The organism is Anditalea andensis, from assembly GCF_000714815.1.
In the GTDB taxonomy this organism is placed as follows: Bacteria; Bacteroidota; Bacteroidia; order Cytophagales; family Cyclobacteriaceae; genus Anditalea; species Anditalea andensis.
The window spans coordinates 209,268-221,868 of record NZ_JMIH01000024.1; the positions used below are offsets into that span (position 1 = coordinate 209,268).

Genomic DNA, 12,601 nt, shown 5'->3' on the forward strand with positions numbered 1-12,601 from the left:
GATGTATCTGGGTTATTATATACTATCTTCTAAATCAGCATTCTTATGAAACAGTTTTTATTCCTTTCCTCATTGATATTGGGAATAATGGGATGTTCCCACACTTCAAATCAAATGGATGATTTAGAAGTTCTCAGAACAGAAATCCAACAAGCATTTTCTGAGGTAGAAGGAGATTTTGGATTAGCATTCAAATACCTGGGAAATGACAACCATTCCCTATATATAAACGAAAGAGAAAATTTTCATGCGGCCAGTACCATGAAAACCCCTGTGATGATAGAAGTTTACAAACAAGCTGCAGCGGGTAAATTTATGCTAACGGATTCAATATTAGTGCACAATGAATTTAAAAGCATCATAGATGGCAGCCCCTATAGTATGGAACTGGGAGTAGATAGCGAGGAAGAGCTATATCACCAGATAGGCAATAAGACTACCATTTACGATATAGTGTACCCTATGATCACCCGAAGCTCTAATCTGGCCACTAACATCCTCATTGATATGGTGGGTGCTGAAAACACCACCAACACTATGCGTGATCTAGGAGCTAAAGACATTCAGGTACTTAGGGGAGTGGAGGATCAGAAAGCCTATGATGCAGGGAAAAACAATACAACCACCGCATATGACCTATTGGTAATCATGGAAGCTATCGCTACCCAAACTGCCGTAGACCCTCATGCTGATCAGGAAATGTTTAAAGTGTTAGCTGATCAGCATTTTAGAGACCTTATTCCTGCAGATCTACCTGAAGAGATTACTGTAGCACATAAAACAGGCTTTATTACAGGTGTACAGCATGATTCTGGTATAGTCCGCTTGCCGGATGGCCGTCAGTATGTATTAGTTATCCTTTCAAAAAACCTAAATGATAGCACCCAGGGTAAACAAGTTATTGCCAAAGTTTCAAGAAAAATTTACGATTATATCAATTCCCTATCATCATGAGAATATTCATACTATTAATATTGCTACTTGGTTTTCATTTTACTGGTAGTGGCCAGGATTTTTCTATGGAACAAGTCACTTCCTATCCTTTTCCATCTGAACTGACAGCCTCTGAGGGTAGCGAAAAGATAGCCTGGGCATTTAATGAACAAGGTAAAAGAAACATATATGTAGCAGAAGGCCCTGATTTCAATCCCAGACCACTTACTGCATATACCAGGGACGATGGACAAGAAATCTCCGGCCTTTCTATATCAAAAGATGGTAAATGGATAGTTTATGTTAGGGGAGGAGATCACGGCGGGGGAAGTGCCAATGTACCAGTAAATGCAGCAAGTGATCCTATCCCCCCAAAAGTGGAGGTATGGAAAGTAGCTTTCGCAGGAGGAACTCCACAGTTGGTTTCAGAAGGAGATGAACCTTTGATTTCGCCAGACAGCAAAAGAGTAGCTTTCATTAAAAATAACCAAGCATGGATAGCTTCCGTGGATGGGAATGAACCTGCAAAAATTTTATTCTCATCAAAAGGGAATACAACATCACTCGAATGGTCTCCCGATGGCCGTAAACTATTGTTTGTATCATTGCGTGGGGATCATTCTTTTGTGGGGATATATCAAGATCAGGTCACCCCAATACAATATATAGCGCCCTCTTTTTCCAGAGACCATTCTCCAAGATGGTCACAGGATGGTAGGAAGATCGTTTTTGTCAGAACTCCAGGAGGAGGAGGATCACCGGAAAAGTTATTAGGGCAAAGCCATAATCCCTGGGCAATATGGGTAGCCGATGTCGTTTCAGGTACCGCAGAAAAAATTTGGAGTGCACCCCAGACCTTGGCAGGATCTGTTCCTACCACCCATGGTGGTTTTAATTTAAACTGGGGAGCAAATGAAAGAATAGTATATCTCAGCTATGAAGATGGCTGGCCCCATCTATATTCTATATCTTCCAAAGGAGGAAAGCCAACACAGCTCACTTCAGGAAATTTTATGCTAGAACACATTTCTTTAAATTCAGCTGGTGATAAAGCTGTATTTGCGCTTAATACAGGTTCCTCGCCTGAAGATCTGGATAGAAGACATATAGGTATGGTCTCAATAGACCGTGCAGACATGCAGCTGCTCACTGATGGAGAAGGTATTGAAGCTTACCCTACTTTTATAGGAAAAGGAGAGCGGCTTGCCCTATTTTCCGGTGATGCAAAGCAGCCTTTGTTGCCCGCAGTATTATTGGGAAGGAATAAGGATATAGAGGTATTGTCAAAAGATATAATACCGGGTGATTTTCCTGCTGAGTATTTTGTGAAGCCGGTACAGGTAAGCTTTACAGCAGCAGACGGTGTGCTGGTATATGGTCAATTGTTTGAAAAATCAGGCGGTGGAAAGGATAAACCTGCCGTGGTTTTTGTGCACGGAGGGCCTCAGAGACAGATGCTGTTAGGCTGGAGTTATATGGATTATTATTCCAATACCTATGCATTAAACCAATATCTGGCCAACCTGGGATTTGTGGTTTTATCTGTGAATTTTAGGATGGGCATAGGATATGGTCATCAGTTTCACAAGCCGGAGGGAGCGGGCATAGCAGGTGCTTCTGAATATCGGGATGTCAAAGCAGCTGGAGAATACTTGGCAGGTTTACCTCAGGTGGATTCCCGTAAGATTGGTATTTATGGAGGATCTTATGGTGGCTACCTTACCGCTATAGCGTTGGGAAAAGATTCAGATCTATTTGCCGTAGGAGTGGATATACATGGTGTGCATAAAAGAGATGGGTATATCAGGGCTGCCGATGGGATTGAGCAGGCAGAGGATCTGGAAGATGCCCGGCGTGTAGCATGGGAATCCTCTCCGGCTTCGATGTTGGACTCATGGAAATCGCCTGTATTGTTTATCCATGCAGATGATGACCGAAATGTGTCTTTTTCTCAAACAGTAGATATGGTCCGAAGGTTTGAACAAAGAGGCCTTCCATTCGAATATCTAGTCATACCAGATGATAGCCACCACTGGATGAAGTATTCCAATATGGTAAAAGTAAATCAAGCCACAGCCGATTTTCTCATCAAACATTTAATCCAATAAAGGCCTATATTATTTATTATAAGTATGGATCGATGCAAAAATATTTTGATCGTTCATTATCATTTTAGCCATTCCCGCCATGTTTTTGGAAATCATTCCGTAGGTGGACTTTAAAGTTATGAAATGGTCTAAAATGGTTTGCAGATCAGCGAGGTTTTGCTTTGGATGAATTCCAAAGTTATGAGGGTGCCACCATAGATGATATATTTCCCCTGTTTTGGCAGCCTCCGTCATTTCGCTTTTAATTCTGTTTAGCCGGATATTATTTAACAGCGGGTATTGGATTTTTGGCCTTAATAGTCTGGAGAAAGGAATTTCTAAGGGTAAATCCTTCTGGATGGTGAGATGGGAATGTGGAAAAGAAGTTTTTTTACCAACAGGAAAAAGGGTGTCAGCAGTCCTAAAAATTTTCTTTAAGAGGGTTTCCTTTTCCGGATTCTGCCAAAACCAGTTTTTAGGATTACTACGTATCACTAAAAACCCAGCTTCTTTACAGCTTTTTAAATAGGAAGCATTATATTGGTTACGAGGAAAAACCAGGGAGATAGGAAGTATATTAAATTTTTTCAGGCTTATTGATTTTGCAGCTTCTAAATCAGCCATAAAATCAGGTAGTGTCTGACCTTTTTCCATGGTATAAAAATGTCCGAAAGTATGGCTACCTAATTCCTGCCCTGGGGTGTTTAATATTTGGGTGACGAGACCCGGAGCAAAAAGGCTTTTTTTATGTATGCTCCTATTTTCATACCAATTATAGGCAGACAAGGCACTGTTGGCATATCCTGGTACTATTTTAGGGGCATATGTTTTCCATTCTTTTTTATTTTTAGCCATAATCATACCTACTATGGCCCAAGTAGCATCTATATGGTATTTTTCAAAAACAGAGAGGATTTTAGGAATTACTTTTTGGGTAGTTTTATAAAAGTTTTTTGGTTTCAAAGGATCTGCTTTATCAAACCTCCCCCAATGCAGTTCAAAATCAATAGATATGATGAAGATTGGTGGGTGTGGCATTCAACTTTATATGGTTAACCTTTGAGATAAAATGGAAAAATAAATGAATTCTGATATATGAAATTTCTTCATATAGCGTAAGCCACTATGACTTTCCGAGTCCTATCAAAACAGATTTTTTCTCCTCGATAACAATCCGGTTTATATATAAATACTAACTATAGACTCATGAATATATATAACAAATAATTTAACCCAAAACTAATACCTGGTTTTTTTGGAGTTTATTTCTTTTTAATATAATATATGACAGTTTAAGTATGTACTTCAGCATTATCCTCCTGGTATATTTGGAATATTATCTCCTAATAGGCCAATTGCGATCTGAACATCCAAATTTTCTTCACTCTCTAATATTAGCACATATCCGTCAAATCCCACCCAATCTTCATAAGTAGTGGAAGTACCGTCAGCCAAATCGGTAACAATAGTTTCGCTTATGCCTGTAGCCCCATTTATAGCGTTTAGTTCTCTTACTACGGGACCATCCTGCTCTGGGGATGTACTGTGGATTCTTACAGGATATACATTTCCATCTTGAGTACCATTTAACCTTACAGTGATTAAAGTACTGTTTTCATCGGTTTTTAAAAATGTAATCTCTCCAAAAACCCCTGAATTTTCTATTTGCTCTATTGGAAAAGTGGTTTCAAATTGTTCTGGTATAGGATCATCATCCGTTTCACATGAGGAAAAAGTCAAAAACAGAACAGCCAGGAAAAAGATATACTTTATATTATTCATTGGATAGAGTATTAAGAGTCATTAAATGTGTATGATGCAAAAATAAAACCAGTATAGTTTTATTCTCTAAATTTATATGGAAGTATTACGGCTAACTGTTTTTTTGCCTGAGTAGAATCATTCCAAGGTGCAAATATGATGAAAGGCTTAAATTTTCATTTCCTCTTTTATATCAGCTTTAAAAATATCCCTTTCAATTTATGCCCCATCATTGACCAATGCATCAAAAATTACTGGTATATAAGTCTGTATCATCCGTTTGCGAGCAATAACTGTCCGATAGTGTACTGCAAAATCTTATATCATCCTTTTAATAAAAATTTTTATTTTTATTATTTTATTTTTTACTAGTAGTGATGCAACTGTTTGGATAGTTAAAATCTGATAAATACTGTACGGTAAGTATACAGCTTATACAAAAATACTTTAAAAATGTATTAAAAAGATACACTTTACCGGTCATGCCAATTATCAGTGAAAGAGGTATTGCACCTTTTGATATAATGATATCTGAATTTAAGAAATGTAGTGGTACAGGTTATGAATATAAGATGGTATAAGGATTAAAAGCTTAAAATCAAATAATTATACATCTTTAACCTATCATCATATGAAAACTTTATTAACATTCGCAGTAGCCATGGGCATCACATTGTCAAGTTTCGCTGGACCAAAAAACGAATTAGCCACCATGTCCAGTATTTCTCTTAAAGAACAAAAGGCCAAAATCACCCTAATGGAAGGACTTGGGAGAGTCAAAATATTAATAAAAGATGAAAAGGGTTCTACTATATATTTTACTTCTCATAAAGTGAAAGAAAATGTAGTATTGCCTATTAATTTGGAAGAACTTCCAGCTGGGAAATATACGATCCAGATCAAAAGTAAAGATTCCAGTATAGAATACCCTATAGAAACTATCGCCAAGAAAAAAAATAAGGCCAGTTTTAAAGCTAATGTGAAGACATTGGGAGATAAATTTGTAAAGGTATCTCTCTACGAAATGATTGAAGACGGTCCTGTCACTGTGAAAGTATATGACAAATCTCACCGTCTATTATTAAAAGAATATGTTGAAGGAGGCGTATTTGCCAGAAAGTATGAATTTAACCATATAGCTATACAGGGTTTGTACTTTACTTTAACGGATAAAAATGGATATGTTGAGACATATCAACTTTGATCTATTCCCTTAATCCACCTCTATTTTTAAATATAGAGGTGGATTTTTTTTTGCCTTTTTTTTTAACAGATTAACGTTTTTTTATATATATTAACCAACAAATTTTATTGTTCACTGTTTATACACTCAATCATCATTTAAATCTTAAGCATATAAGTTAAAAAAAGGTAGTTTCATTTAAATCCGGAGTATTATGGTAGAATTAATGATAATGGAATCACCTTTGGGAAACATCAAACTAATCGCCGAAGATGACTATTTGCTTTCTTTACAGTTTACGGAGGAAGAAATTACACTTAATCCCCCAAGTCCTTTCCTTTTAAATGTAAAAGAACAGCTCGAACTTTATTTTGAAGGTAAGCTAAAATTGTTTGACATTCCTGTAGGATTGATTGGCAGTACTTTCCAACAGAAAGTTTGGATGGAAGCCAATAAAGTGCCTTTTGGGGAAACCACCTCTTACCATACCATCGCCCATTCGCTGGACAAACCTAAAGCAGTCAGGGCAGTGGGTGCGGCCAATGGTGCCAATCCTATTCTGATCGTTATTCCGTGTCACCGCATCATAGCCAAATCAGGCCAACTAACCGGGTATGCGGGCGGGCTGTGGAGAAAACTTAAATTACTACAACTCGAGGCGAGAGATCAGCCGGGCAATCAATATTCTCTGGGTTTTTAAACCCAGAGAATATTTTAGCTTCCCATAAATTTACCTTATCTAATCAAACTGTTTTAATATACTGTGTAATAGGCTGTATTTAAGACCATATCATATTGGTGTTATAAAAGGTGCCTATTAGAATGATTTTCGTCTTAGCTCTTTTTTATCTAAATTTGGAGCTGATCTGCCGTTATGAAAATCATTCTTAAAGAAAACCAGAAAATATTCTTTGCATCAGACTTTCATTTGGGTGCCCCAGATGTATCTAGCAGTAAAAAGAGAGAAGAAAAAATCATCCGTTGGCTTGATACTATTAAAGATGAAGCAGGCGCTATATTTTTGGTAGGTGATATATTTGATTTTTGGTTTGAATATGACAAAGTGATTCCTAAAGGATTCATCAGATTTCTGGGCAAAATCGCCAGCCTCAGAGATAGAGGTATTCCAATTATTTTTTTTACCGGAAACCACGATTTATGGATGAATGATTATTTCACTGAAGAGTTGGATATTCCAGTTTACCCACATCCCCTCCAAATAGTAGTCAATAGGAAAAAATTCTTAGTGGGGCATGGTGATGGATTGGGGCCCGGAGATAAGAAATATAAATTTTTAAAAACATTTTTTACCAATAAAACCTGTCAGTTGCTTTTTAAATGGGTACATCCAGATATCGGAATTCGTATTGCCCAAAATTGGTCGGGAAACAGCCGGATTACCAATCAGAAAAAGCAGGAAGACTTTTTTAAGGGTGACCAAGAATGGTTATGGCAATACTGCAAACATGTAGAGCAGCAGATGCATTTTGATTATTACATCTTTGGTCATAGGCATCTTCCGCTGGAGTTGCCGGTAGGAGATAGCGCTCATTATATCAATTTAGGGGAGTGGGTAAGTCAGTATACTTATGGGGTTTTTGATGGTCAGAATTTTCAATTAAAGCATTTTAAGTATTAGATATTTGTAAGGTTTATAGAAGATGCTCTCAGATGGATAGGAGGATTTGGGTTTTGTTTTCGCTCTGTTTGATAGGTCATTTTTCTTTTGCGCAGGAGATAACTTGGGATTTGAAATCTGACCTTTCCATAAAAGGTGCCGATCTGGTGTCTATAGATAATAGAGGAATGATTTTCTATACCCAGTTAGATGGCAGTATTTATCAGACTTCTTCCAAAGGAGCAAGTATAAACCATGTATCTGTCGCATCCCAAGCAAAAATTTCACATCTAGAAGCCGGTAGAACAATGAATATTTTTGCCTTTTATAAAGATCTTCAGCGCATTGTATTATTCGATAGATTTCTAGCGCCGGTTATCCAGGTATCTTTGATAGATCTCGATATTGGGATGGCATCGATGGCTACCCTGGGCAATAATTATGGGCTATGGCTATTTGATGAAAGTGATATGTCTCTTAAAAAATATGATTTGCGAAGACAGGCCCTATTACAGCATCAGGTACTAAATTTAGTATTGCCAAATCAGGAATGGGACATAATGGATATTAAAGCTTTCCAGAATATGGTTTTTTTACGAACACCGGATCTGGTATTCATATTTGATGAACAAGGCAATTTGTTGAAACAACTTTCTATTCCTGGAAAAAATCCTCTTGGAGTGCTGGGCGAATGTATATATAATATAGAAGATGGAAAAATAATTGAATATAAATGGAACACGGGCATGAAAACTGCGTTTAATCTGCCATCAGGAATTAAATATGGTAATATAGCCTTACAATCTGACCAAATAGTATTTTATGATCAGCAGGTATTCGCTATATATGAAAATCCATTTTCTACCAATAGATAAGATATAAAGTTCAAACTGAAGATAAAAGCTATTTAATTTTTATCTTCTATAATTTTTGCAAAATAGCCGTTTAATGGAAAAACCTCTACTTACATTACAGTACTTATTTATTTTTATAGGATTTGTTCTCATATTGGGTACGAGCTACCCCAGCTACTCCCAGATATTTAGCAGAAATAAAGAAACGAGGGTTTCTTTTCCGACAGAAATAAATGTTCCGGAAGTAGATTTCCAACTTAAATCTACGGGTATTAAAAAATTTGATGTTAATCTGGAGAAAAAACCTATTAACAATACCAAAATTAAAATTTATGATTTTCTGGGAAATTTAATTCTCGAGGATTTTATATCCCCTGCTGATGGTAAACGCAAAAGTTACGACCTGAGCCAGACCAGTTCAGAAATATTTGTGGTAGAAATCGGTAATTCTAAATATAATAAGACCAAAAGCATATACGCAACCCCTCAGGGTAAAAAACAAAAATCAGAGGAAAGTGAATAATAAAAAATATAACCCGCCAATAGCGGGTTATATTTTTAGATATGTTTATTTAAGCTATTTCGACTAACTTGATATCAAAGATCAAATCCTGGCCTGCTAGAGGATGGTTAGCATCCAAAGTGATTTTTTCATCATCTACATGAACCACTTTTACCGGCATAGGCTGCCCTTCTTGATTTTGGATAGATAGGTCCATACCCACTTCTGGGTTTATATCTGCAGGTACCTGGGTGCGTGGAATGTCGACCATCATTTCATCCTTCTTCTCGCCGTAGGCCTCTTCAGAAGGTATGGTGATACTTTTATCCTCACCTATATTCATTCCGTGCACTGCTGCATCGAAACCTTTTATCATGTTTCCATCTCCAAGGGTGAATTCAAGCGGTTCTCTACTTTCTGAGCTATCGAAAATAGTCCCATCTTTCAATTTTCCAGTGTAGTGTACTTTTACGGTGTTTCCTTTAGTTGCTACAGACATTTTTGTATGTTTTGTGTTATTTATATGATTAAAGCAAAGTTAACAAAATAATAAAAGGATAAAAAGTCCTACCCAACCTATTTGATATTATGTCCGATCATGTGCGTAATTTGTTCACTAATGGACATGTAATGCTTAGTTTATGCCCTTTTTTCACTAAATTGACCCAATATTTTTGTGGCATCATTTCAGCCAACCTTTTATTAAACGTTTTATATTATGGAAGAGCATAATCTTGGAAGAATTCTAATAGTAGATGATAATGAAGACCTATTATTTGCTGCTAAAATGTTATTAAAAAAGCATGCAAAAGAAGTCATGATCGAAAAAGATCCACGCAGGATTCCTTTTTTGGTCAATAATAACACTTACGATGTTATTCTATTGGATATGAATTTTACGGAAGATACTACTTCCGGTAAAGAAGGCTTTCATTGGTTAAAACAGATAAAAGAAATAGATCCAAATGCAGTTGTAATATTGATTACGGGATTTGGGGATGTTGAAATGGCAGTCAGGGCGCTTAAAGAGGGAGCTACGGATTTTATCCTAAAGCCGTGGCAAAATGAGAAGCTTTTGGCTACCTTAAATTCGGCAATTAAATTAAAAGAAAGTTACAACCAGGTAGACAAACTTTCCAAAAAACAAAAACAGTTGCAGGCAGATCTGAAAAAGTCTTTCACGGACATCATTGGTAGCAGTTCAGTCATGAAAAATGTATTTTCTATCATCGATAAAGTGGCCCAGACTGATGCCAATGTATTGATATTAGGTGAAAACGGCACTGGAAAAGAGCTCATTGCCCGCGCTATACACGATAGGTCCCATAGAAATGAAGAGATATTTGTTGGCGTAGATATGGGATCCATTACTGAAAGCCTTTTTGAAAGTGAGCTATTTGGTCATAAAAGAGGTGCTTATACGGATGCAAAGGAAGACAGGGCCGGCCGTTTTGAGATAGCTGATAAGGGGAGTCTTTTTCTGGATGAAATAGGGAATCTTTCCCTTCCCTTACAGTCCAAACTATTGACTGTACTTCAAAAAAGGGAAGTCACCAGGATAGGGACCAATAAATCCATACCCGTAGATATAAGATTAATCTGCGCCACCAATATGCCTATTCATGAAATGATAGGGGATAATGCCTTCCGTCAGGATTTGTTATATAGAATCAATACCGTAGAAATTTTTTTGCCGCCCCTGAGAGACCGTCAGGAAGACATACCATTGCTGGCAGAACATTTTTTAAAGTCATATTCTCAAAAATACAGGAAAAGCTTTAAAGGCTTTAAAGGTTCGGCCATGCAGCTGTTACAGCGTTATAACTGGCCAGGAAATATCAGGGAACTTCAGCATGCCATAGAGCGGGCTATCATTATGGCAGAGGGAGATGAACTGGACAGCAGGGACTTTTTCTTTCTTTCCTCTAAACCTACCAATGATAAAATCAGTAATGCCAACACATTGAACCTAGATGATGTGGAGAAAAACGTCATCCAAAAAGCAATAGATAAAAATGGAGGGAATATCTCCAAAGCGGCTAAAGAGCTGGGGCTTACCCGAGCTTCTTTATACAGAAGGTTAGAAAAATATGGATTATAAGATCGGACTGATGGGCAGGGTGGTCTTATTATCGGTCACCTTGTTTTTATCTGCATATTTGATTTTCAGCAGTGGAGGCGTCTTTGCCATTTCACTGCTTATTATATTGGTCATTTCCCAGTTGATTTTTTTAATAAAGTACGCTGAATCCAGCTTTAAAAAGGTGCGTGAGTTTCTTAATAACATTAAGCAAAGCGATTATGCCACTACATATCCTGTAAAGTTTGACGGCACGGAGACGGATGATCTACATATTGAATTTAACGCCATTTTGGCAAAATTAAAAGAAGACCAGGCGGAAAAAGAAGCCAACTATCATTACTTTCGGTCTGTATTTCAACATTTAAGTATAGGACTTATAACTTTTGAGGAGGACGGGAGCATTCAGATACTTAATACCGCAGCTAAACGAATGCTCAATATCAATCAGCTGCATCATATAGGAGAAATCCAGCATGTGAACAAAGAACTCCACCATGCCATTCAAAGCCTCAGGACAGGAGGAAGTGAACTGATCAAAATAGCACATCCGGATGGTATCATGCAGCTTTCTGTGTATGTAATAGAACTGGTTCTCAGGGATGTTAAATTTAAACTGGTTTCTTTGCAAAATATCCAAAGTGAGCTGGAAGAAAAAGAAATGGAAGCATGGCAAAACCTGGTAAAAGTACTCACCCATGAAATTATGAATTCTATAGCACCCATCTCTTCTCTTGCCGCAACCATTCGTTCTGATATCCAGCATAAAATCGAGCATCATCAGGAAGTCAATATAGATGAGGTAGATGATTATCTTATGGGCATAAGTACCATAGAAAAAAGAAGTGAAGGCCTGATAAACTTTGTAAGTGATTTTAGAAGCTTGGCCCATATACCGTTACCTAAATTTACGGCTATATCCATCTCGGACCTCTTTGAAAGAATGGAAATACTCTTTCAACATCAACTGGATGAAAATCAGATTAAACTTGAGAAACATATCGATCCAGCTGATCTCCTGTTTTTTGCTGATTGCAATATGATAGAACAGGTACTTATCAATATTATTCAAAATGGTATTCACGCTTTGGAAGATATTCAGGATAAGAAAATTACCCTTACTGCTTTTATAGATGAAAACGGTAAGATCATTCTGGAAATTATGGATTCGGGAAAAGGCATAGAGGAAGAAGCCATGAGCAAAATCTTTATACCATTTTTCACCACTAAAAAGAAAGGCTCCGGAATCGGTCTGAGCTTGTCCAAACAGATCATGCGGAGGCATAAAGGCAACATTCAGGTCCGTTCCGCCCTGGGTGAGGGTACAGTATTCAAATTGATATTTAATGGATAACAGAGGACGCTTTTTCGTAGTAAAAACCTAAGCTCAGACAGCTGAAAATTAAACTCTTTTTGAAGCTAAAAGAAAGCATATCTTGATTAATGATAATGTTTTTATACTTAAATTATTATTTTTTAACTTGGCCAATATGGATACAGCAAATGATCAGTGAATAATGAGAATCGGGTTTTATAGGAATTCAAATCATAACATTTTAATGTAATTGATAAACTTTTTTTTG

The 12,601-nt window shown here is 37.1% G+C and carries 12 protein-coding genes; 9 read left to right on the plus strand and 3 right to left on the minus strand.

The genetic code is table 11. The features are described 5' to 3' along the window. Nucleotides 1–45 precede the first annotated feature (45 nt). Both EL17_RS17290 and EL17_RS17295 read left to right on the plus strand, forming a co-directional pair. Nucleotides 46–954, plus strand: coding sequence for a serine hydrolase (locus EL17_RS17290; protein WP_035076935.1), 909 nt, complete (start codon nucleotides 46–48; stop codon nucleotides 952–954). Then, entirely contained in the window at nucleotides 951–3,041 is a 2,091-nt protein-coding gene (locus tag EL17_RS17295; protein ID WP_035076939.1) for a S9 family peptidase, read from the plus strand. Before EL17_RS17290 ends, EL17_RS17295 begins: the two co-directional genes overlap by 4 nt. A 9-nt stretch (nucleotides 3,042–3,050) precedes the next feature. Here the strand turns inward: EL17_RS17295 and EL17_RS17300 are convergent, their stop codons facing one another. Beyond that, complete coding sequence (locus EL17_RS17300; protein ID WP_084166255.1) at nucleotides 3,051–4,058, minus strand: polysaccharide deacetylase family protein; 1,008 nt, start codon at nucleotides 4,056–4,058, stop codon at nucleotides 3,051–3,053. A gap of 273 nt (nucleotides 4,059–4,331) precedes the next feature. Further along, complete coding sequence (locus EL17_RS17305; protein WP_035076940.1) at nucleotides 4,332–4,802, minus strand: hypothetical protein; 471 nt, start codon at nucleotides 4,800–4,802, stop codon at nucleotides 4,332–4,334. Between the two features lie 610 nt (nucleotides 4,803–5,412). On the opposite strand from EL17_RS17305, the gene EL17_RS22740 reads away from it, so the two are divergent. The 5 genes from EL17_RS22740 to EL17_RS17335 all read left to right on the plus strand — a co-directional run bounded on the left by EL17_RS22740 (nucleotide 5,413) and on the right by EL17_RS17335 (nucleotide 8,959). Continuing rightward, nucleotides 5,413–5,985: a DUF3244 domain-containing protein gene (locus EL17_RS22740; RefSeq protein ID WP_051720083.1), complete on the plus strand. Its 573-nt coding sequence runs from the start codon at nucleotides 5,413–5,415 to the stop codon at nucleotides 5,983–5,985. A 193-nt stretch (nucleotides 5,986–6,178) separates the two neighbouring features. After that, nucleotides 6,179–6,664, plus strand: a complete 486-nt coding sequence (locus EL17_RS17320; RefSeq protein ID WP_051720085.1) for a methylated-DNA--[protein]-cysteine S-methyltransferase — start codon at nucleotides 6,179–6,181, stop codon at nucleotides 6,662–6,664. Nucleotides 6,665–6,838: 174 nt separating this feature from the next. Continuing rightward, nucleotides 6,839–7,603 (plus strand): UDP-2,3-diacylglucosamine diphosphatase, encoded by a 765-nt coding sequence (locus tag EL17_RS17325; protein ID WP_035076944.1) that lies wholly within the window; start codon nucleotides 6,839–6,841, stop codon nucleotides 7,601–7,603. A 32-nt stretch (nucleotides 7,604–7,635) separates the two neighbouring features. Next, nucleotides 7,636–8,457, plus strand: a complete 822-nt coding sequence (locus EL17_RS17330; protein WP_035076946.1) for a hypothetical protein — start codon at nucleotides 7,636–7,638, stop codon at nucleotides 8,455–8,457. A 73-nt stretch (nucleotides 8,458–8,530) separates the two neighbouring features. After that, the gene (locus EL17_RS17335) at nucleotides 8,531–8,959 is read left to right on the plus strand and encodes a hypothetical protein (RefSeq protein WP_035076948.1); all 429 of its coding nucleotides are present in this window, start codon (nucleotides 8,531–8,533) and stop codon (nucleotides 8,957–8,959) included. Nucleotides 8,960–9,008: 49 nt separating this feature from the next. Here EL17_RS17335 and EL17_RS17340 read toward each other — a convergent pair whose 3' ends face one another. Then, nucleotides 9,009–9,437, minus strand: a complete 429-nt coding sequence (locus EL17_RS17340) for an FKBP-type peptidyl-prolyl cis-trans isomerase (RefSeq protein ID WP_035076950.1) — start codon at nucleotides 9,435–9,437, stop codon at nucleotides 9,009–9,011. Nucleotides 9,438–9,656: 219 nt separating this feature from the next. On the opposite strand from EL17_RS17340, the gene EL17_RS17345 reads away from it, so the two are divergent. Beyond that, nucleotides 9,657–11,039: a sigma-54-dependent transcriptional regulator gene (locus tag EL17_RS17345; protein ID WP_035076952.1), complete on the plus strand. Its 1,383-nt coding sequence runs from the start codon at nucleotides 9,657–9,659 to the stop codon at nucleotides 11,037–11,039. Continuing rightward, entirely contained in the window at nucleotides 11,029–12,372 is a 1,344-nt protein-coding gene (locus EL17_RS17350) for a sensor histidine kinase (protein WP_035076954.1), read from the plus strand. The genes EL17_RS17345 and EL17_RS17350 overlap by 11 nt, the downstream gene beginning before the upstream one ends. Nucleotides 12,373–12,601 lie beyond the last annotated feature (229 nt).

What these genes read in the sequence shown, in the direction of transcription:
- EL17_RS17340 (WP_035076950.1), bottom strand. Translation starts at nt 9,437, where the DNA reads ATGTCTGTAGCAACTAAAGGAAACACCGTAAAAGTACACTACACTGGA.
- EL17_RS17330 (WP_035076946.1), top strand. Translation starts at nt 7,636, where the DNA reads ATGGATAGGAGGATTTGGGTTTTGTTTTCGCTCTGTTTGATAGGTCAT.
- EL17_RS17345 (WP_035076952.1), top strand. Translation starts at nt 9,657, where the DNA reads ATGGAAGAGCATAATCTTGGAAGAATTCTAATAGTAGATGATAATGAA.
- EL17_RS17335 (WP_035076948.1), top strand. Translation starts at nt 8,531, where the DNA reads ATGGAAAAACCTCTACTTACATTACAGTACTTATTTATTTTTATAGGA.
- EL17_RS17305 (WP_035076940.1), bottom strand. Translation starts at nt 4,802, where the DNA reads ATGAATAATATAAAGTATATCTTTTTCCTGGCTGTTCTGTTTTTGACT.
- EL17_RS22740 (WP_051720083.1), top strand. Translation starts at nt 5,413, where the DNA reads ATGAAAACTTTATTAACATTCGCAGTAGCCATGGGCATCACATTGTCA.
- EL17_RS17300 (WP_084166255.1), bottom strand. Translation starts at nt 4,058, where the DNA reads ATGCCACACCCACCAATCTTCATCATATCTATTGATTTTGAACTGCAT.
- EL17_RS17320 (WP_051720085.1), top strand. Translation starts at nt 6,179, where the DNA reads ATGGTAGAATTAATGATAATGGAATCACCTTTGGGAAACATCAAACTA.
- EL17_RS17325 (WP_035076944.1), top strand. Translation starts at nt 6,839, where the DNA reads ATGAAAATCATTCTTAAAGAAAACCAGAAAATATTCTTTGCATCAGAC.
- EL17_RS17350 (WP_035076954.1), top strand. Translation starts at nt 11,029, where the DNA reads ATGGATTATAAGATCGGACTGATGGGCAGGGTGGTCTTATTATCGGTC.
- EL17_RS17290 (WP_035076935.1), top strand. Translation starts at nt 46, where the DNA reads ATGAAACAGTTTTTATTCCTTTCCTCATTGATATTGGGAATAATGGGA.
- EL17_RS17295 (WP_035076939.1), top strand. Translation starts at nt 951, where the DNA reads ATGAGAATATTCATACTATTAATATTGCTACTTGGTTTTCATTTTACT.